At 61.1% G+C, this 19461-nt stretch carries 26 protein-coding genes; 24 read left to right on the top strand and 2 right to left on the bottom strand.

Annotated features, from left to right (window positions below; genetic code table 11):
• Positions 1–301: 301 nt before the first annotated feature.
• The 6 genes from BJ122_RS08740 to BJ122_RS08715 all read left to right on the top strand — a co-directional run bounded on the left by BJ122_RS08740 (position 302) and on the right by BJ122_RS08715 (position 4606).
• On the top strand, positions 302–628 hold the full coding sequence (locus BJ122_RS08740) for a DUF736 domain-containing protein (protein WP_009450558.1): 327 nt from the start codon (positions 302–304) through the stop codon (positions 626–628).
• Positions 629–899: 271 nt separating this feature from the next.
• Positions 900–1226, top strand: a complete 327-nt coding sequence (locus BJ122_RS08735) for an ArsR/SmtB family transcription factor (protein ID WP_110780688.1) — start codon at positions 900–902, stop codon at positions 1224–1226.
• Positions 1227–1245: 19 nt separating this feature from the next.
• Positions 1246–1674, top strand: a complete 429-nt coding sequence (gene arsC / locus BJ122_RS08730) for an arsenate reductase (glutaredoxin) (protein ID WP_110780687.1) — start codon at positions 1246–1248, stop codon at positions 1672–1674.
• 25 nt (positions 1675–1699) lie between these two features.
• Complete coding sequence (gene arsB, locus BJ122_RS08725; RefSeq protein ID WP_110780686.1) at positions 1700–2770, top strand: ACR3 family arsenite efflux transporter; 1071 nt, start codon at positions 1700–1702, stop codon at positions 2768–2770.
• A gap of 13 nt (positions 2771–2783) precedes the next feature.
• Positions 2784–3542, top strand: coding sequence for an arsenical resistance protein ArsH (gene arsH, locus BJ122_RS08720; RefSeq protein ID WP_110780724.1), 759 nt, complete (start codon positions 2784–2786; stop codon positions 3540–3542).
• Positions 3539–4606 (top strand): ArsO family NAD(P)H-dependent flavin-containing monooxygenase, encoded by a 1068-nt coding sequence (locus BJ122_RS08715; protein ID WP_110780685.1) that lies wholly within the window; start codon positions 3539–3541, stop codon positions 4604–4606. Before arsH ends, BJ122_RS08715 begins: the two co-directional genes overlap by 4 nt.
• Before the next feature lie 87 nt (positions 4607–4693).
• Here the strand turns inward: BJ122_RS08715 and BJ122_RS08710 are convergent, their stop codons facing one another.
• Positions 4694–5935, bottom strand: coding sequence for a type II toxin-antitoxin system HipA family toxin (locus BJ122_RS08710; RefSeq protein ID WP_110780684.1), 1242 nt, complete (start codon positions 5933–5935; stop codon positions 4694–4696).
• On the bottom strand, positions 5913–6233 hold the full coding sequence (locus tag BJ122_RS08705; protein ID WP_110780683.1) for a helix-turn-helix domain-containing protein: 321 nt from the start codon (positions 6231–6233) through the stop codon (positions 5913–5915). Before BJ122_RS08705 ends, BJ122_RS08710 begins: the two co-directional genes overlap by 23 nt.
• Before the next feature lie 320 nt (positions 6234–6553).
• On the opposite strand from BJ122_RS08705, the gene BJ122_RS08700 reads away from it, so the two are divergent.
• From BJ122_RS08700 to BJ122_RS08615, 18 genes are all read left to right on the top strand, one after another.
• Positions 6554–6805, top strand: a complete 252-nt coding sequence (locus BJ122_RS08700) for a helix-turn-helix domain-containing protein (RefSeq protein WP_110780682.1) — start codon at positions 6554–6556, stop codon at positions 6803–6805.
• Between the two features lie 78 nt (positions 6806–6883).
• On the top strand, positions 6884–7156 hold the full coding sequence (locus BJ122_RS08695; RefSeq protein ID WP_110780723.1) for a DNA -binding domain-containing protein: 273 nt from the start codon (positions 6884–6886) through the stop codon (positions 7154–7156).
• 43 nt (positions 7157–7199) lie between these two features.
• The gene (locus BJ122_RS19875; protein WP_430694767.1) at positions 7200–7616 is read left to right on the top strand and encodes a transcriptional regulator domain-containing protein; all 417 of its coding nucleotides are present in this window, start codon (positions 7200–7202) and stop codon (positions 7614–7616) included.
• Entirely contained in the window at positions 7546–8049 is a 504-nt protein-coding gene (locus tag BJ122_RS08685) for a DUF2285 domain-containing protein (RefSeq protein ID WP_110780681.1), read from the top strand. Before BJ122_RS19875 ends, BJ122_RS08685 begins: the two co-directional genes overlap by 71 nt.
• A gap of 135 nt (positions 8050–8184) precedes the next feature.
• Positions 8185–8466, top strand: a complete 282-nt coding sequence (locus BJ122_RS08680) for a helix-turn-helix transcriptional regulator (protein ID WP_110780722.1) — start codon at positions 8185–8187, stop codon at positions 8464–8466.
• A 19-nt stretch (positions 8467–8485) separates the two neighbouring features.
• Positions 8486–9631, top strand: a complete 1146-nt coding sequence (locus BJ122_RS08675) for a replication initiator protein A (protein ID WP_110780680.1) — start codon at positions 8486–8488, stop codon at positions 9629–9631.
• Positions 9628–10281 (top strand): ParA family partition ATPase, encoded by a 654-nt coding sequence (gene parA, locus BJ122_RS08670; RefSeq protein ID WP_110780679.1) that lies wholly within the window; start codon positions 9628–9630, stop codon positions 10279–10281. The genes BJ122_RS08675 and parA overlap by 4 nt, the downstream gene beginning before the upstream one ends.
• Complete coding sequence (locus tag BJ122_RS08665; protein WP_110780678.1) at positions 10278–10532, top strand: hypothetical protein; 255 nt, start codon at positions 10278–10280, stop codon at positions 10530–10532. The genes parA and BJ122_RS08665 overlap by 4 nt, the downstream gene beginning before the upstream one ends.
• Positions 10529–11047, top strand: coding sequence for a DUF2840 domain-containing protein (locus BJ122_RS08660; RefSeq protein WP_110780677.1), 519 nt, complete (start codon positions 10529–10531; stop codon positions 11045–11047). Before BJ122_RS08665 ends, BJ122_RS08660 begins: the two co-directional genes overlap by 4 nt.
• Positions 11044–11589: a S26 family signal peptidase gene (locus BJ122_RS08655; protein ID WP_181418908.1), complete on the top strand. Its 546-nt coding sequence runs from the start codon at positions 11044–11046 to the stop codon at positions 11587–11589. Before BJ122_RS08660 ends, BJ122_RS08655 begins: the two co-directional genes overlap by 4 nt.
• 35 nt (positions 11590–11624) lie before the next feature.
• Positions 11625–11960 (top strand): DUF736 domain-containing protein, encoded by a 336-nt coding sequence (locus BJ122_RS08650; protein ID WP_110780675.1) that lies wholly within the window; start codon positions 11625–11627, stop codon positions 11958–11960.
• A 4-nt stretch (positions 11961–11964) separates the two neighbouring features.
• Positions 11965–12675 carry a lytic transglycosylase domain-containing protein gene (locus tag BJ122_RS08645; RefSeq protein WP_110780674.1) on the top strand — a complete coding sequence of 237 codons (711 nt, stop codon included), beginning with the start codon at positions 11965–11967 and terminating at the stop codon, positions 12673–12675.
• 313 nt (positions 12676–12988) lie between these two features.
• Positions 12989–15058 (top strand): relaxase/mobilization nuclease domain-containing protein, encoded by a 2070-nt coding sequence (locus tag BJ122_RS19815; RefSeq protein ID WP_110780673.1) that lies wholly within the window; start codon positions 12989–12991, stop codon positions 15056–15058.
• Positions 15059–15244: 186 nt separating this feature from the next.
• Positions 15245–17233, top strand: a complete 1989-nt coding sequence (locus BJ122_RS08635; RefSeq protein WP_110780672.1) for a conjugal transfer protein TraG — start codon at positions 15245–15247, stop codon at positions 17231–17233.
• A gap of 14 nt (positions 17234–17247) precedes the next feature.
• On the top strand, positions 17248–17709 hold the full coding sequence (locus BJ122_RS08630) for a ribbon-helix-helix domain-containing protein (protein ID WP_075657523.1): 462 nt from the start codon (positions 17248–17250) through the stop codon (positions 17707–17709).
• A gap of 146 nt (positions 17710–17855) precedes the next feature.
• Complete coding sequence (gene trbB / locus BJ122_RS08625; RefSeq protein ID WP_110780671.1) at positions 17856–18848, top strand: P-type conjugative transfer ATPase TrbB; 993 nt, start codon at positions 17856–17858, stop codon at positions 18846–18848.
• Complete coding sequence (locus BJ122_RS08620) at positions 18845–19177, top strand: TrbC/VirB2 family type IV secretion system protein (protein WP_009450539.1); 333 nt, start codon at positions 18845–18847, stop codon at positions 19175–19177. Before trbB ends, BJ122_RS08620 begins: the two co-directional genes overlap by 4 nt.
• A complete protein-coding gene (locus BJ122_RS08615) occupies positions 19177–19458 on the top strand; it encodes a VirB3 family type IV secretion system protein (RefSeq protein WP_110780670.1) in 282 nt (93 codons plus the stop codon). The genes BJ122_RS08620 and BJ122_RS08615 overlap by 1 nt, the downstream gene beginning before the upstream one ends.
• Positions 19459–19461: the final 3 nt, after the last annotated feature.

The raw sequence follows: 19461 nt of genomic DNA, 5'->3' as shown, positions 1-19461 counted from the left end.
CTGATGGGGCCTCAAGGTTGCCACCGTCTCCGTTCCCCCCCGTGTCTCAACCGCTCCAAACGGCCTCTTCAATGGCCTGATCTGGCCGAAGAACAGCGCGATGCGCTTCGACCGCTTTAGCGCAACAGCGTCGTCACAACTTTCTTCCCCTGCCGGCAAAGCCGACATTCCGCGCGGAACAAGAAAGTTCCTCCTATGCTGTCCAGCCCCTTTGGGGTGCGCCAGCGTTCGTCTCCGGCCGGTCGATCGCCATAGAGGCCGCAATGGTGCGGGCTCGGAAACGAAAAAACGGAGACTTAAAATGGCAACCATCGGCACCTTCAAGAAGACCGGCTCGAACGAATTCACCGGCGAAATCGTCACCCTCAGCGTCCAGGCCAAGGGCGTGCGCATCATCCCCGACCTGCGCGCCACCGGCGAGAACGCCCCCAGCCACCGGGTTCTGGTCGGTCGCGCCGAAATCGGTGCCGCCTGGTCCAAGCGCTCCAACGAGGGCCGCGACTATCTGGGCCTCAAGCTGGACGATCCAAGCTTCAACGCTCCGATCTACGCCAACCTCTTCGACGAAGAAGACGGCGAAACCTTCTCCCTCATCTGGTCCCGCCCCAACGGTCGCCGCGGCGACTGAGGCGCGGAACAAAGGCTCCGACCGCAAGGTCGGAGCCTTTGTTCCGCCCGCGAGAAAGTCGGTGGTATCGCATTTCAGACACTGTCCCTCAGTGGGTGCTGGCAAATGCTCTCGTGTCATCACCGTATCGCAAAGGCTAATCTGGGCCTCGGCTTCGCCGTTTTCGCGACCTTGGTATGACGACGTGCTGCATCCTCGTGGCAGCCATCTGCTTCCGAACATGAAACTCGGGGGCTTGTATCGCGCCCAATAGTTCGATAGTAGTCGAATCATGGAATCATTGATTGCAACCGAAGCCCTCGGCGCACTGGCCCAGATTACACGTCTGGAGGTGTTTCGCCTCCTTGTTCGGCATGAGCCTAATGGCCTCGCCGCCGGTGAGATTGCGCGACAACTAGATGTTCCCGCCAACACCATGTCGACACATCTCGCCACCCTATCGCGGGCGGGACTGCTAACTTCAGAGCGGCACAGTCGCTCAATCGTCTATCACGCAAACGTCGCCACCCTGCGGGAGCTGATGCTGTTTCTCGCTCGTGATTGCTGCGGCGGCAATGAGGAACTCTGTGCACCGCTGGTCGCGCAGCTCTCCTGCTAAAAGCTCTGTGGAAACAAAAATGCCTACCGATATCATCATTTACCACAATCCCGCGTGCGGCACGTCGCGCAACGCGCTGGCGATGATCCGAAATGCCGGGATCGAACCACATGTGGTCGAGTATCTCAAGACGCCACCATCGCGTGTACTGCTTGTGCAGTTGATCGCACGTGCCGGCATAACCCCACGTGATCTGCTACGCGAAAAGGGGACTCCCTATTCCGAACTCGGTCTCGACAGCCCGGCGCTGACGGATGACGAATTACTCGATGCGATGGTCGAGTATCCCATCCTCATCAACCGGCCACTGGTGGTCTCACCGCTGGGCGTGAAGTTGTGCCGGCCTTCCGAAGCTGTGCTCGATCTGATCCCAACCGCGCAGCAAGGTGCCTTTGCCAAGGAAGATGGCGAACAGGTGATTGATGCCAGTGGTGACCGTATCCGCTGAACCGTAGCCCGAAAAAGGAAAGACAATGTCGCAGGAACTTACCGCGGCGTCCACGTCGACTTCTCCGCTCGGCCTGTTCGAACGCTATCTGTCGCTGTGGGTCGCGCTGGCGATTTTGGCTGGTATCACTCTCGGGATCGTAATTCCTGAAACAATCGGATTGCTGGCGAGACTTGAACTTGCCTCGGTCAATCTGGTTGTTGCTGTGCTGATCTGGGCAATGATCTACCCGATGATGGTCAGCGTCGATTTTGCCAGCGTACGCGATATCGGCAGGAAGCCCAAGGGCCTCATCCTGACGCTTGCGGTCAACTGGCTGATCAAGCCCTTCACCATGGCCGCCATCGCGGTGCTGTTCTTCAGCTACGTCTATGCCGGATTGGTCCCGCACGACGAAGGCCAACAATATATCGCCGGGCTAATCCTGCTGGGAGCGGCACCCTGTACTGCCATGGTTTTCGTCTGGTCGCAGATGGTTAAAGGCGATGCCACCTACACCCTCGTGCAGGTGGCTGCGAATGATCTGGTGATGATCGCCGCCTATGTGCCGATCGTGGCGTTTCTGCTGGGCGTCACCGATATAGTCATTCCGTGGAAAACGCTGATGCTATCGGTGGTGCTTTATGTGGTCATTCCGTTGCTTGCGGGGGCGGCTACTCGGCAGCGAGTAATTGTGCGCCACGGCGGAGACGAGGCGGCGGTGAGTGCTTTCACCACCATGCTGAAGCCATGGTCGATCATCGGCTTGCTAGCGACGGTGGTCTTGCTCTTCGCATTTCAGGCCGAAACGATCATCTCTAATCCCCTGCTGATCGTGCTGATCGCTATTCCTATCCTCATCCAGTCCTACGGCATTTTTGCGCTGACCTATGTGGCGGCGAAAGCATGGAAAGTGCCGCATAATATCGCCGCGCCTTGCGCAATGATCGGCACTTCCAATTTCTTCGAACTCGCGGTCGCGGTTGCCATAGGTCTGTTCGGACTGTCGAGCGGCGCGGCACTGGCGACAGTGGTTGGCGTACTGGTGGAAGTACCGGTCATGCTGACACTGGTGGCTATCGCAAATCGCACGCGCGACCGTTTCCCTCAAAGCTGAAGGTTAGATGTTCATGACCCGTCTCCGCACCTTGTCGGATCCAGACTTTTTGCCGGCCTTGCATCCAGAATATGCTGATCGCCATCCGGCGCACGGTCTTGGCGAACTCGCTCCGCCGCCGCGCGTCCTACTACTCTATGGTTCGCTGCGGGAACGCTCCTATTCGCGCCTGGTCGTCGAAGAGGCCGCGCGCCTGCTGCAATTCTTCGGCTGCGAAACCCGCATTTTCGATCCGTCCGACCTGCCGTTGCCCGAACAGGTCAGGGACGACGATCACCCCGCGGTGCATGAGTTGCGTAAACACTCGCTTTGGTCGGAGGCGCAGGTCTGGTGTAGCCCGGAACGGCACGGCCAGATCACGGGCATTATGAAGACCCAGATCGATCACCTGCCGCTCGCCTACAAGGGCCTGCGCCCTACCCAGGGCCGAACGCTGGCGGTGATGCAGGTCAGCGCTGGCTCGCAATCGTTCAACAGCGTCAACACGCTGCGCATTCTCGGGCGCTGGATGCGCATGTTCACCATCCCCAACCAGTCCAGCGTCGCCATGGCCTACAAAGAGTTCGACGAAGCGGGTCGCATGCTGCCTTCCAGCTATTACGACCGCATCGTCGATGTAATGGAGGAACTGGTGCGCTTCACGGTCATGATGCGTCCGCATGCAGAGCAATTGGTGGATCGCTATTCGGAGCGGAAGGCAGCGAATAAACCCACAACCGGAGCAGATCATCTGGCGTCAATCATGGGCGCGCAACAGAAGAGCCCGGCATGAGCAACCCCGATCATGATGTGGTGGTTATCGGTGGCGGTCAGGCAGGCCTGGCAATCGCATGGTATCTCAAGCGTGCCGGCATCGACTTTATCGTGCTTGATGCGGAGGATCGCCCCGGTGGCGCATGGTTGCACACATGGGGTTCACTGAGCCTGTTTTCGCCGGCGGCCTGGAGTTCGCTGCCAGGCTGGCCAATGCCTTCGAGCCAGTCAGAGCATTTTCCGATGCGCGACGAGGTGATCGACTATCTAACCCACTATGAAGAGCGCTATGACTTTCCCATCGAGCGGCCCTGTCATGTAACCGACGTGGAACGCGACATGGACTGGCTTCGTGTCCGATTAAAGGGTGGACACAATCTGACGGCACGCGCCGTTGTCAGCGCTACTGGCACCTGGGGCGCACCCTATGTTCCAGATTACGCGGGACAAGAAATTTTTCGTGGCGTACAAATCCATTCGGCGCACTATCGGAATTCGCGCTTATTCGCCGGGAAACAGGTGATGGTCATCGGCGGCGGCAACTCGGGCGCGCAGATTCTTGCGGAGGTCAGCAAGGTTGCCTCCACCATCTGGGTCACGCGCGAAGAGCCTATATTCTTGCCGGACGATGTTGATGGCCGCATCCTCTTTCAGCGGGCCAGCGCCCGGGTGCGGGGAGACTTCGACGAAGATGCAACAACCACGCTCGGCGATATTGTTATGGTCCCTCCTGTCCAGGAAGCGCGAGACCGGGGCGTTCTCGGGTCCGTACGCCCATTCGTGCGATTCACCGAAACTGGTGTGGTCTGGGAAAATGGTTCGGAGACGCAGGTCGACGCAGTCTTATGGTGCACTGGCTTCCGCCCCGCAACAGAACATCTGAAATCCCTTGGCGTCGTTGAGCCCGATGGGCGCGTCAGGGTCATCGGCCAGCAGTCGGAGGCGGAACCACGCCTGTGGCTCGCCGGATATGGCAACTGGACGGGTGCCGCATCCGCCACGCTTATCGGCGCGGGGCGAACGGCACGCGATCTGGTGCCTCGGATTCACAAAGCGCTCAGGGACGCAACACAGGATTCCTGACGGCGCCTAGCCGAATGCGGCACTACCGCCAGTTTCCCTTTAAAGGCCAATCGAAAACGACCCTTCCTACGCGAGATAAAAACCATCTCAGTCGGTCAGGATCGGGATCATGGTTTTCACATGGGCGTCGATGCGCTCCAGCACGAGCGGGGGGACCACCTCCCGTTCCGGCAGTGACCACCATTTCACATCGATGTGCTTCACCGTCTCGGCAACGGCCTTGAGCACGGCTGGCTCCGGAAGCCTTGCACGATTGGCAAACGTCTTCCATCGGGCCGGGGCTAGACCCTTGAAGGTCCGCTCGCCCCCCAGAGACAGCGCAAGCTTATCGGCCGGGATATAGGGAACCGTCGAAAGCATGTCATAGATCGGGGCAAGCGCCGGGGTGTCGCCAGTTCCCGGATAGATCAGCGACCAGTTCTTGAGATGCATATCGCCATTGCCCATGACTACCGAGAATGTCAGCCGCCGGACAAAATCCAGCGCGGCGAACGGTGAGATCGCCACGTTCAGGGCAGATGCGATGTCGTGGGAAGCAGCGCCATCATATTTACGGGCCGGATAGAGGCCAAAAACTTGTGCGAAATCTTCGATATGGATGCGTTGCCCATCTGCTCCACGGTCGAAGCGTCGAACAAGCAGGACCAGACCTTCTGCAAGCGTCTCAAATTCTTCGGGAATGCCCTCGAACTGGTCTCTGTTGACGAGTTCGCGTGCGGGCACATCCATGCCGATCGCTTCGGCAAGCGCGAGATTTGCGAACTCGTTCTCCGACACGCCCGGAAAGGCGGTCGAAGGAAACTTCGCAATATACTGCCCCTGGTCATCGCCGAGCGGCAGGGTCAGTCCACCGCCCTTGCCGGTGTTCTTCATCACCGAGAGCTTCATCTGCACGCCTGCCAGTGAGAAGCGGGCCTTGGGCTGACCTTGCATGGGTGCCGCTCCGATACCGGGTTGCCCGTCACTGGGCAGCACGCGCACAGCCCCCGGCAAGTCCGCGCCAAGGGTGGCGAGGAGGTCGAAATCGTTGCCCGGTCGTACATTGCCCGCATGATGCTTTTCCATCGCCTCACGTAACCTGTCTTCGGGCAGCAGATTGGCAAAGAAAGGTGGCAGGCTGCCTGCGACAGGCCGCGGATCCTTGCGCAAGCCTCCGGATGCTGCGCGCAGCGACAGACTGAGAACTGGAATGCCGCCGATTGCGCGATAGGCCGGATCAAGGCTGAAAGCATTGAAATCACCCGGCGTCCTGACGATTGTGCCGACCTTCGTATTGTTCAGGAACACATCAAGCGAAGTGATGGTCTCAGCGGTACGGGCGGCTGTCATCGTCACTCTCCGGTTGTGGGCTGAAGGCGGGCTGATCGTCCTCGGACTCGGGTCGCAGAAGCGCCTCGATGGCAGGCACCATCACCTGCGGGACCAGCATCATTTCCAGACCAAGCGCCCGGGCGATGTTGATCAATGTCGTGGTGCGTGCGGCCGCAGCCCCCGTCTCGATATCCCGGTAGCGTGGCCGTGAAATGCCGGCGAGATCGGCCACTTGTCCCTGGGTCATACCCATGGACAGCCTTGCACGGCGAAAATGGTCGCCGACCAACCCCAGCGTTTCTTCCTCTGACTTCATGTGGAACCCTTACGGATCATTCGTAATGATATTGATCTGAATAGGTATCACGCCTCCCAGAATTTGCAATGGAGTTGATCTGCAAACATATCATTTTGCGTTCAATGGATATGTTTATGGATCATTTTTGCCAGATCGCGACCGAGCCCTCTGCAGGTGCTGCGCCTGCACAGAGAAACCGAATCAGGCCTGTGATGTGCTGCTTTGTAGAAGCATCGCCATCGCCAGATTCGAAGAAATCATGTGGCGCGCTACGCAAGAGCGACTAAAATAGCCGTAGTTCTGGAATGCGCGCCGGTCGCGATGGGAGGTGATCATGCATGATCACCGCTCGACAGTCGCGGGCCGCACGCGCGTTACTGGGCTGGACGCAGGAGACGCTCGCTGACAAGGCCCGAATATCGCTGACTGCCCTGAAGCGCCTCGAGTCCGAGAGCCGGCTCGAGGTGTATGAGACAACGCGTGATCAGGTGCGGCGGGCGCTTGAAGCAGCAGGGATCGTTCTCCTGTCCACGGATCGCGGGCAAGGAGTGTTGTTGGTTCATGACCAGGACGAGAAAAGATACCCGTAAAGCCATGATGCCTGATTGGCTCGGGTTGAACTGTCTACGCGCCGATGACACCGCCTGTGTGATATGGCGACACCCGACATGACATCTGCGCTCATGCCCTTCGATGACATCGCACCTGTCGGCGACAAGCTGACCGAATATGACCGGGCGCATGTAAAGCTCTACATGCGCTTGCTTGACGCTGCCACTGATGGTGCGGAGTGGACCGAAGCCGTCAATGTTCTGTTCGGTATCGACCCTATTCTGGAACCAGAGCGTGCCCGAAATGTTCACGACAGCCACCTGTCCCGCGCGCGGTGGATGACAAAGAGCGGCTATCGCCAGCTGCTGCGTCATCCAGATCGAAACTGAGCTTACCGCCGTTACGCCAGCGATGCCCTGAAAGCATCGCCTCATGTTTTCGTCTCGGCTTCCATCGCGGGAGAAGCGCCGCAATCTTCTCAAGCTCCACCTGTGCGGTTTCAACCAGGAGCGGAGCATGAAGCCGGATACATCCCGCTGGCGAGATCAGGACCAGTATGAATTCTACGATGACCTTCCCGTTGAGGGCGTCGCCTGGGAATGTCTGCGCCGTAATGCTGCTTATCAAGCCAGCTTCGATAATATCGTAACGCAAGGCGACAGAGACCTTCCCCTTTCGGATGATGTCCAAGACTGCTGGGGGTTGCGATTTCCCGGCAGACCCCGGACTTTCTGCTCTCGATCAACCCGTGATCTGGTCGCCCGTCGCCAATCCGGACATGCTGATACTCGGAACGGCCCCAGATTTTCTCCGGCCATCGCCCTCCGCGTTATCCGTCGATATTGCTGACGGCATCCACGGACCAGAAGGTGCATATGGCATTTGCGGAGCCAGAGACGGCGTTCAATATCTGATCCTCGCCGAAACCAGTGCTGATGCGCAGCCAGCGCTCATCCTGCCTCTGGATGGCGATCTGCCGGATAGGCTCGAAGCCATTCTCAGGCTATGGCAAATGCTGGCCGCGAAGCCCGTGCGCCGCGATTCCAGAATGACGCCATATCAGCGCCGACGCTTCCGCCTGATGATGCAGGCTGCCGACGGAAACGCCAATCACGCGACCTATCGTGAAATTGCCATCGCTATCTACGGAGAGGCGCGTGTTCGTGCCGAGCCGTGGAAGACATCTGCGTTGCGCGCCTCTGTTATCGCCCTTGTCCGTTCCGCCGCCGCGCTGATCGATGGCGGCTACCGAGATCTTTTGCGCCATCGTCGCAAACCCTGACGCGCCGCCTGATCGGGGGTGAGGATTTGCCGCCTGCAATCTTCCTCATCCCCCATACCGCCGCGTCTTCGCCACCGTGCGCATGTCATGCCGCTGATCGTCAGCGGCATCCTGCACAACCACGGAGGCCACCCCATGCGACCTGATATCGCCGCCTTGCCGCCACGCTACCTGCGCACCAAGGAAGCCGCCGACTTCCTCAGCCTTTCCGCACGAACTTTGGAAAAGCACCGGACCTATGGAACGGGGCCGGCCTATCACAAGCTCGGCGGTCGCGTGGTCTATTCGGTCGAGGATCTCGCAGCCTGGGTTGCGCGCGGAGCGGTGACGTCAACGTCTGATCCACGTGGACAGGTTCTCCCAGCGAAACCTCTACCGCCGACCGCATTCACGTCAACCAAGCGCATCACGCGCTGAACGTGGCTGTCAGCCCCTGATGGCAGTTCAGCATCCATCCGCCTCGGAACGCGGGCAACTCGATCTGTTTCGGGCGCTTCCCGGTGAATTCGCTCCACGAGACGCGCAGGATCTCATGGCTTATCCTTTCTTCTCTCTTTCCAAGTCACACCGCACACGCCCGATTGATTTCGAGCTTGGCAGTGTCTCGATCCGCGTCGAAGCTGTTCCTGATCACGGTATGGCGACGATCTGGGACGCCGATATTCTGATTTGGGCGGCCAGTCAGATTGTTCAAGCGCGGGATGCCGGTCTGCGCACGTCGCGCCTGATGGCCGCAACGCCCTATGAAATCCTGACATTCACCGGGAGGGGAACCTCGCTGCGTGACTATCAGCGTTTGAAAGCGGCGCTGGACCGCCTGCAATCGACCACCGTTGCGACCTCGATCCGCCAGCGCTCCAATGGGCGACGCCATCGCTTTTCGTGGATCAACGAGTGGCATGAACGAACCGATGCCAACGGCCGCCCGGACGGGATCGAGATGATCGTTCCCGACTGGTTTTACAGTGCGGTTCTGGATGACGCCCTGATCCTCACCATCGACCGGGCCTATTTCGATCTAACCGGAGGATTGGACCGCTGGCTCTATCGTCTGGTGCGCAAGCATGGTGGACGGCAAAAAAATGGTTGGCGGTTCGATTTCCGGCACCTGTACCAAAAATCGGGAAGCCTCTCGCCGTTCAAGCGCTTCGCTTTCGAACTGCGCGACATTATCCGTCGCCAGCCATTGCCGGGCTACACCCTGTTCACCGAGATCGAAACCGGCGGCAGGATACTGCTCGCTTTCGAGCCAGTTCCGTCCTGTGGAAAACCTGTGGATGGCCTCGTGCTATCGGGAACCCGGACTATCGTGCCATCAGGAACCGGAGGCTCGTGCTATCGGGAACCCAAACAGCTTCTATCATCAAGTAATAAAAGCGAAAACCGCGCCCTTAACTTAGAGTCTAACACAGAATCTAACTTTGAAGAGCGGCGGCGCGATGTGGAAAAGCTCATCGCTAAGGCCGGCGCGGCACTGAAATCGGGTGTCCTCAAAGGCAAGCTGACAAACGCAAACCCAGGAACGATCGCGCCAGCGAACACGCCTGAACTTCCTCGTGGCAAGCCTGGGGGGCGGCGATGATCGTCGCGCTCCTCAACCAGAAAGGCGGCGTGGGCAAGACCACGCTGGCGCTGCATCTCGCCGGAGCCTGGGCTGCGCAAGGCAAGCGCGTCATCCTGATCGATGCAGACCCGCAAGGCTCCGCACTCGACTGGTCGGTGCGGCGCAGCCATGAAGGACTGCCAAGGCTGTTCACCGTCATCGGCCTTGCCCGCGATACTCTGCACAGGGAAGCACCGGAACTGGCGCGTGACGCCGATCATGTCGTCATTGATGGTCCGCCCCGTGTCACTGGTCTGATGCGCTCTGCGCTGCTTGCAGCCGATCTGGTGCTGATCCCGGTGCAGCCATCCCCCTTTGACGGCTGGGCATCAGCCGAAATGCTGGCGCTTCTGAATGAAGCACGCATCTATCGCCCGGAGCTGTCCGCCCGTTTTCTGCTGAACCGATGTGGGGCGCGCACCGTGATCGCTCGCGAAACGGCCGAGACACTGGCTGACCATGATCCGCCCTTGCTGGCCACGACGGTCGGCCAGCGTGTCGCCTTCGCCGAAACCGCACAGACCGGACGGCTGGTATCGGAGACCGATGGCGGCGAACGGGCCGCACGGGAAGTCACAGCGCTGGTGGCCGAGATCGATGGCCTGGGTATCGGGAGGATCGTGCCATGACTCGTCCGCCCGTCAAATCCGGCTTCGCATCGCGTCCGGGCAATCCCGATAGCTGGGTCAGAGCTGCCGATGCGCCGACAACCGGCAAGTCGGCGACGGAGGCGTTCACCGCCCGCCTGACCATCGACATTACGCCCGAACTGCGCGGGCGCATCAAGGTTGCCGCTTTCCGGCGCGGTGTCACCGTCGCCGTGATGCTGCGCGAGCTGCTGGTCCGCGAGTTTCCATCCATTGAAAGAGATCAGCCATGACCGGCAAAACTGTGCGCGCTGCGCATGAACATCCGCAGGCGGACGGGCCTGCACCGTTCACCACATTGGTCGAACTGACCTTCCAGAAGAAGAAGGTCGAGCGCTGGATACGCTTCGGCCGCAAGAGCTTTGAACAGATCATCGACCGCCGCCGCAGTCTGATCGGTTTTGCGCCCGAAAGCATCTTCGCCTTCGTCCGCTGGGCCTCCAACGATTACGGCACCATCGTTTCGCGGCTCGACATCCTGCGCGCTGTCGGGCGTGGCGAACCGTACCAGACCGTGCCCTTCGTTCGTCCTGGCGGCGAGATCCTGCTGCGTATCGACGGCTGGCGACAAGTCCAGCGGGTGCTGGCCCTGATTGATGCCGTGGACGCACTTGGCGTCGATCCGGCGGATGTTGCGCCGGATCATTGGCGGCACGTCCACAACCGTTTGAGTGCCGGCCAGGAACCCAACCCCTACACCCCGGAGCGCCATGCCGCATGGGTCAGCCGCCGGAGGATTGCACCATGAGCCGCCGTCTTATCCTCGCCGTGTCCATGTTGGCCGTCGGTACGCTTGTCGCCACGGCTGTTGCCGATCCGCCAACCAGGCTGATCTGGAATGCGACCGCCAGCGCACCCATCGGCTTCTACACAGTTGTTCCTGCCGATGTGGTCGAAGTTCCTGAACTCGTCGTCATCGCGCCGCCCGAACCGCTGGAGCGGTTCATGGTCGAGCGCGGCTATATCGGGCGGGACGTGCCGCTGCTGAAACGCGTCCTCGGCTTGCCGGGACAGCGCGTCTGCCGCAGCGGTGCGACGATCACCGTCGATAACGTCGAGATGGGCGATGCACTGGAGCGCGACCGCATGGGACGCGATCTGCCGGTCTGGCAGGGCTGCCGCATCATCCGCGACGGCGAACTCTTCCTCATGAATTGGGAAATCCGGGACAGCCTCGACGGCCGTTACTTCGGACCTGTTCCCGCCAGTTCCGTCATCGGCCGGGCGCTTCCGCTCTGGACCGATGAGGAAGGCGATGGCCGCTACGAATGGCGGGCGGTCACGCATTGAACCCACGCCAAACCCACCAACACAGGAGACATACCATGCCACAGATCGGTCAATTTGCGCGTGACGCATCCGGCTTCGCCGGTCAGCTCGTCACGCTCACCATGAAGCGCGATCTCGTCATCGTGCCCACTGAGCATTCCGATGCGGAGAATGCGCCGGACTATCGCGTCCATTTCATTGAACATGACGGGCCGGAGGTCGGTGCTGCATGGAAACGCACCGGCGAAAAGGCTGGCGAATATCTCTCGGTGCTGCTCGACGATCCGGCCTTACCGCACCCGATCCGCGCCAACCTGTTCCGCGACGACGATGCAGGCTCGTCATGGTCGCTGCACTGGAGCCGCCCGCGGCCCCGCGAAGACCGGGACTGAGATCATGCGATCCCGCGCCCTTCTTCTCTTCACGGCCCTTCTGTCGGCTGGCAGCGGATTGACGCCAGCCATTGCGCAGGTCACGCCGCAACCCGTGCCTGTTACCGCGCATCCCCATGCTGCTTTCACTGCCGAGGCATCGCAGCGCTTCGGCATTCCAGAGCACTGGATTCGGGCCGTGCTGCGTGTGGAAAGCGCGGGCGATGTACGCGCCATCTCATCGGCGGGTGCAATGGGACTGATGCAGGTCATGCCCGATACCTGGGCGGGCCTGCGCCGCCGCCATGGTCTCGGGCGCGACCCTTACGATCCGCGCGATAACATCCTCGCAGGCACGGCGTATCTGCGCGAGATGTGGAACCGCTACGGCAATGTTGCGGCCATGCTTGCCGCCTACAATGCCGGTCCCGGTCGCTATGACGAGCATCTGGCGACGGGCCGCGTTTTGCCCGCAGAAACGCGCGCCTATGTCGCCACGCTCGCGCCGCTTCTGGGGCATGCGACTGCGCCCGATGTGCCGACAATCGTGCCGCCACCACCACCGGATTGGCGCGAAGCCCCGCTCTTCGTTGCGCAATCCGGCGGCATTTCAGCGGCGGCAAATCAGCCGTCGGGCGACATCCACGCAACCGTTTCTCTGCGCGATCCCGCCGTTCAGGAACCGCAGGACAGCGGCATATTCGTGGCCCTTGCGGGCGATGGCGACAAGCCATGAGCATGGCGTTTTCGCGCTCGTTCGGTCCATTTCCGGTGTGCAGTCAGGCTTGGGGGCGCCTGGCAGCATTCCCGGCAGGAAGGGCAAAAAGGGAAGGAAAGGCGGAGGGCAAGATAAAGGAAACCGGCACCCTGTCGGGCCGGTTTCTGGGCAAGCCCTTGTCTGCACACTGTTTTGGGGCGCGGCGCACGGCACCCTGCTTTTGGGTCTCGCGTGCCGCGATATGGCGCAAAGCCTTGGCTTTTCTGGGTTTTGACCGGCACTCTAACCGAATATATGTCGTTTGCGTGCCTACACGGCATGGGATGCGCTCATGAGCGCCGACGACGAGAACCGCTTTCGCCCGAAGCCTGGCCGCATCAGGTCGGACGTGCCGAAGGCGGGCAAGGCGAAGAGCTTTCTGACGCAGGCGAAGAAGCTGGCGCGTCAGCATAGCAACAGCCCCGGCAGATCATCATTCGCATCACGGACTTCTTCGTCGCCTTCATCTGGTTCGGCCGGAAAGAGCGGGAAGGCGTCGCAGGCTGGCAAAGGTCCGGGCGTCAAGCGTGGTCGTGGTGCGGCCTTTGTCCGCGCCCGAACCCTGTCGAGCGGCTGGCGTCACAGTACGGCTGGCGCGCGTCGCGTCGTCGTCAAAACCCGATACGTTCAGAGCGCGGGGAAGAATGGCAAAGGTGCTGCCCATCTGCGCTACATCCAGCGCGACGGAACATCGCGTGATGGCGAGCGTGGTCAGCTTTATTCCGCCACCGACGATCGTGCCGATGGAGATGCCTTCCTTGATCGCGGCAAGGATGATCGTCACCAGTTCCGCTTTATCGTTTCCCCCGAAGATGCCGCCGATCTTTCCGACCTCACCGAACACACCCGCGACCTGATGAACCGCATCGAGGCCGACCTTGGCACGAAACTCGATTGGGTGGCGGTCAATCACCACAATACCGGCCATCCCCATGTCCATGTCATCGTTCGGGGCAAGGACGATCTGGGCGAGAACCTGGTCATCAATGGCGATTATCTCGCCAATGGAATTCGTGAGCGGGCGAGCGAACTGACCACGCTGGAACTCGGTCCCGTGACCGAGATCGAGCAGAGCCGTAAGCTGTCTGCCGAAATCGATCAGGACCGTTTCACCCGCATCGACCGCGCCATGACCGAGGAGGCCGACGAACGGTTCCTCGATCTGCGCCATGAACCGGCCGATGCACGCCGCCAGTTCAACCGCACGCTTCGTCTGCGCCGTCTCGCCAAACTGGAAAAGATGGGGCTGGCCACCGAACACGCACCCGGCGTCTGGGAGCTTGGCGCGAAGATGGAACCGGCGCTGCGTGAACTGGGTGAGCGCGGTGACATCATCCGTAACATGCAAGAGGCGCTGAAGGCCGATGGGCAGGAACGTGATCCGATGACCTTCCAGCTTCACGATGCCGCACCCGCGGCACCCATCACCGGCCGCGTCGTCGACAAATATCTGACCGATGAGATGGGTGAAAAGCTGACCCTCGTGGTCGACGGGATCGACGGGCGCACGCACCATCTTCCCGGCATTGATCCGGCCCGCGTCGAAGATGCCCGGATCGGCAGCATCGTGGAAGTCGGTCCCGCCGATACAGCACAACGTCCCTCTGATCGCACCATCGCTGCGATCTCGGAAAATGGTATCTACCGACCGAGCCGCCACCTCGAACAGGCGAAGTTCGAGGGACGTGTGCCGGGTGGCGACTATGAGGGCTATGTCGATGCCCATGTCCGGCGATTGGAGTCGCTACGCCGGGCCGGGATTGCCGAGCGGATCGACACCGACCAGTGGCGCATCCCGGAAGACTTCGAGAGCCGCGCCACCGCCTATGATGCCGGTCGCAACCGGCAAGCCAGCATCCGTGTCGTCTCGACCTTCGATCTGGAAAAGCAGATCGGCGCCGATGGCGCGACCTGGTTGGACCGGCGATTGGTCACACCGGACGCCTCTGACCTTACCCCGGCAGGGTTCGGCCAGCAGGTGCGCGAGGCTATGGACCAGCGGCGTGAACACCATATCGCACAGGGCGATGCCACGCGGCAGCAGAATGGACGCATCCTCTATCGGCGCAACCTGCTCGCCAATCTGCGAGAAAGGGAAGTGGCCCGCGTCGGTGCGGAAATGGCCAGCAGCAAAGGCTTGCCGTTCCGGGCGGTTGCCGACGGCGAAAATATCAGCGGCAAGTTCACCGGGACCGCACATCTATCGAGCGGCAAGTTCGCCATTGTCGAAAAGAGCCACGAGTTCACTCTTGTCCCATGGCGGCCAGTGATCGACCGCCAGCTCGGCCGTGAGGTGATGGGCGTCGTGCAGGGTGGATCGGTATCCTGGCAGTTAGGACGGACACGAGGGCTGGGGATCTGAGCCTTCGCTGCTCTGGTGCCGCGTGAATTGTTCTGGAAATGTCGACATCTGGACGACTCTTGCGCGAACCTGTCCGATGTGCCGCCGATGATATCCGGCAGCGCTGCGGCTCGGCCTTTCCTGTTGCGACTTTCGAAAACGCCTATTCTCTGATCGGCTCCGACTCTTTTGTCGATTGGAGCTTATATGCGTGGAGGCCGAATACTCTGGGGCCAGATCATTGTCGTGTTCACCATTGTCCTGGTGATGGTCTGGACTTCGACACAATGGGTGGCCTTTCGCCTTGGCTTTCAGCCCCAGCTCGGGACTCCATGGTTCGATGTCGCGGGATGGCCGATCTATTATCCTCCGGCCTTCTTCTGGTGGTGGTTTTCCTTCGACGCCTATGCGCCTGGTATTTTCACCGAGGGCGCGTTCATCGCCACGTCCGGGGCGTTGTTCGCTATCGCCGCCGCCTTCTTCATGTCCATCATCCGGGCGCGCGAGGCGCGCAACGTCGCCACCTATGGTTCGGCCCGATGGGCCGAGGACAAGGAAATCCATGCTGCCGGATTGCTCGGCCCCGATGGCGTGGTCCTGGGAAGACACAGCAAGGACTATCTACGACATGACGGACCTGAGCATGTCCTTTGCTTCGCGCCCACCCGATCGGGCAAGGGGGTCGGTCTCGTGGTGCCGACGCTGCTGACCTGGCCGGGAAGCTGCATCGTCCATGACATCAAGGGGGAGAACTGGAATCTGACGGCAGGCTTCCGGTCCTGCCATGGCCGCGTCCTGCTGTTCGATCCGACCAATGTGCATTCCGCAGCTTACAACCCGCTGCTGGAAGTCCGTCAGGGGGAATGGGAAGTCCGCGATGTGCAGAACATCGCGGATATTCTGGTCGATCCCGAAGGCAGCCTCGACAAGCGTAACCATTGGGAAAAGACCAGCCATTCGCTACTGGTCGGCGCCATCCTGCATGTCCTTTACGCCGAGAAGGACAAGACGCTGGCCGGCGTCGCGAGTTTTCTGTCCGATCCCCGCCGACCGGTCGAGGCAACCTTGCGCGCCATGATGGACACGCCGCATCTGGGTGAAGCCGGTGTGCATCCCGTCATCGCCTCGTCGGCACGCGAGCTGCTGAACAAGTCCGAGAACGAACGCTCCGGCGTGCTGTCCACGGCGATGTCCTTTCTCGGCCTCTACCGGGATCCGGTCGTGGCCCGCGTGACGGCCCGCTGCGACTGGCGCATTGCTGACCTGGTCGGAGCAAAAGAACCTGTCAGCCTCTACCTCGTCGTACCGCCCTCGGACATCAATCGCACAAAACCGCTGATCCGCCTTATCCTCAATCAGGTCGGGCGGCGGCTGACCGAGGAACTGGAAACCTCCGGCAAGCGCCATCGCCTGCTGTTGATGCTGGACGAGTTTCCCGCGCTCGGACGGCTGGATTTCTTTGAATCGGCACTGGCCTTCATGGCCGGCTACGGCCTGAAAGCATTCCTGATTGCGCAGTCGCTCAACCAGATCGAACGGGCCTACGGGCAGAACAACGCCATTCTCGACAACTGCCATGTGCGTGTCGCCTTTGCTGCCAATGATGAACGCACCGCCAAGCGGATCAGCGACGCGCTCGGCACGGCGACAGAAATGCGCGATTCCACCAACTATGCCGGTCATCGCCTCGCGCCCTGGCTCGGGCATCTCATGGTTTCACGGCAGGAAACGGCGCGGCCGCTCCTGACACCGGGCGAGATCATGCAGCTTCCGCCAACCGACGAGATCGTCATGGTAGCGGGTGTGCCGCCCATCCGCGCCGCCAAGGCGCGCTACTATGCCGATGCCCGGTTTCAGGAACGGGTGTTGCCGCCGCCCGATCTAAAAAAGCAGTCGGTGAAAATGGCAACATCTGCACCAGACGACTGGGCGAGCCGTGTTGTTACGCCCGCGGCTGGCCACGAACCCGCGTCGAACACGTCCGACGACGATCCTGCCAATGCCGGTATCCGGCGTGAGCCGGAGCTTCCCGAGCATGAGGAAATCATCCCGCCACCACCGCCGCCATCGCAGGAGTTCGACTTTCTCGATGATGAGCCCGACGTCGATGCCGCCAAGGCCCGCGCCATGCGCGAGCGGATGCGCATGGTCGCGCGGCAGGCATCACTTGACCCCAATGACGGTATCGACATTTGAGAAGGAAGACAGGCATGACGAGCCGCACCCGCATGAATGTCTACTTCTCCCCGGATCTGCTGAAGCAGGTCGAAGGCCTGGCGCTGCGTCGCAATGTTTCAAAATCCGCAGTGATCGAGGCTGCGGTAGCATCCTTCCTGTCCGGTGACACGACCGAACGGCTGGAAGCCGCAATGTCGCGACGCCTGGATAAGCTTGGCCGCCAGTTCGATATGCTGGACGAAGATGTCGCCATCCTCGGCGAGACGCTTTCGCTGTTCGTACAATTCTGGCTCACCATGACGCCGCCGCTGTCAGATAGCGCGAAACAATCGGCGCGCATCAAGGGCAACGAGCGCTTCGAAGGCTTCATGCAGACGCTGGGCAAGCGCCTGGCTTCCGGCGACAGATTCCTGAAAGAGTTGTCGCGGGATATGGATTCGCTTCACGATCTTTCGTCACAAGGCCAGTCCGAAGCGGGTGGAAACCAGCTCTGAACTTTCGATCCATCCTATTTGCCGCCCCGCGCCGCCGATGCCCGCACACGCGTAAACATCTGTTGAAACGGCCCTAAATCAGGTTCTTTTAATCGACCCCAATCCGGGGTCCGTCTTTTGCGCGTCCCGCCATGAATGGGGCCGCCATGACCGCATCACATCAGAAGCCCGAGACGATTGCGCGTGGTGCGCGGATGTTGCGCACCGCACTCGGGGCATCGATTGCTCGCTTTCTGGAAGATCCAGCTGTGGTCGAGGTGATGCTGAATCCCGATGGCCGCATCTGGGTGGATCGGCTCTCCGAAGGTCTGGCCGATACGGGGGAGAGGCTGTCGGCGGCCGATGGCGAGCGGATCGTCAGGCTGGTCGCCCATCATGTCGGCGCCGAGGTTCATGCCCGCAATCCGCGGGTCTCGGCCGAACTGCCTGAGACCGGAGAGCGTTTCGAGGGCCTGCTGCCGCCGGTGGTCGCAGCACCCGCTTTCGCCATACGCAAGCCCGCCGTCGCGGTGTTTACGCTCGACGACTATGTAAGCGCCGGAATTATGACCAGCGCTCAGGCCGAGGTGTTGCGCCTGAACGTCGCCACGCGCGCCAATATCCTTGTCGCGGGCGGCACCTCGACCGGAAAAACCACGCTGACCAACGCGCTGCTGGCAGAAGTCGCCAAGACTTCGGATCGCGTCGTGATCATTGAAGACACGCGCGAACTGCAATGCGCCGCGCCCAATCTCGTCGCCATGCGCACCAAGGATGGCGTGGCGACGCTCTCCGATCTGGTGCGCTCCTCGCTGCGCCTGCGTCCTGATCGCATCCCGGTCGGGGAGGTGCGCGGGTCCGAAGCCCTCGATCTGCTCAAAGCCTGGGGGACGGGACATCCCGGCGGGATCGGCACCATCCATGCCGGTTCCGGTATTGGTGCGCTGCGCCGCCTCGAACAGCTCATCCAGGAAGCCGTCATCACCGTCCCGCGGGCCCTGATCGCCGAGACCATCGACCTTGTCGCCGTTCTTGCCGGACGTGGATCGTCCCGCCGCCTGGTCGAACTCGCCCGCGTCGATGGGCTGGGACCGGACGGCGACTACGCCATCACGCATCCCATCACTTTGGCCACCACCTCGAAAGGGAACCCTTCATGATCCGCACGATTTCACGCGGCTGCCGCATCATGGCAACCGCCGCTGCCACTGTTTCCATCAGTTTGATGCTGGCGCCTGCCGCACACGCCTCCGGCTCCTCCATGCCCTGGGAGGCCCCGCTTCAGTCGATCCTCCAGTCGATCGAAGGTCCTGTCGCCAAGATCATCGCCGTCATCGTCATCATCGCCACCGGCCTGGCGCTGGCCTTCGGCGATACCTCCGGCGGCTTCCGCCGCCTGATCCAGATCGTCTTCGGTCTGTCGATCGCCTTCGCCGCGTCGAGCTTCTTCCTGTCGTTCTTCTCGTTCGGCGGCGGGGCGCTCATCTGATGGCGGGCGGGTTTGAACAGCTCGATACGGTGCCGGGCTTCTCCATCCCGGTTCACCGGGCGCTGACCGAGCATATCCTGCTCGGCGGCGCACCGCGTTCGATTGCCATTGTCAACGGCACACTGGCCGGCGCCGTCGGCCTCGGCCTCCGTCTCTGGCTGGTTGGCATCGCCATCTGGGCAGTCGGTCATTTCCTCGCGGTATGGGCTGCCAAACGCGATCCGCTCTTCGTCGAGGTCGGGCGTAGGCATCTGCGCATCCCCGGTCATCTGTCGGTGTGAGGG

This window comes from Rhodopseudomonas faecalis, from assembly GCF_003217325.1.
In the GTDB taxonomy this organism is placed as follows: Bacteria; Pseudomonadota; Alphaproteobacteria; order Rhizobiales; family Xanthobacteraceae; genus Rhodopseudomonas; species Rhodopseudomonas faecalis.
This window is presented reverse-complemented; position numbering and strand designations above follow the sequence as displayed.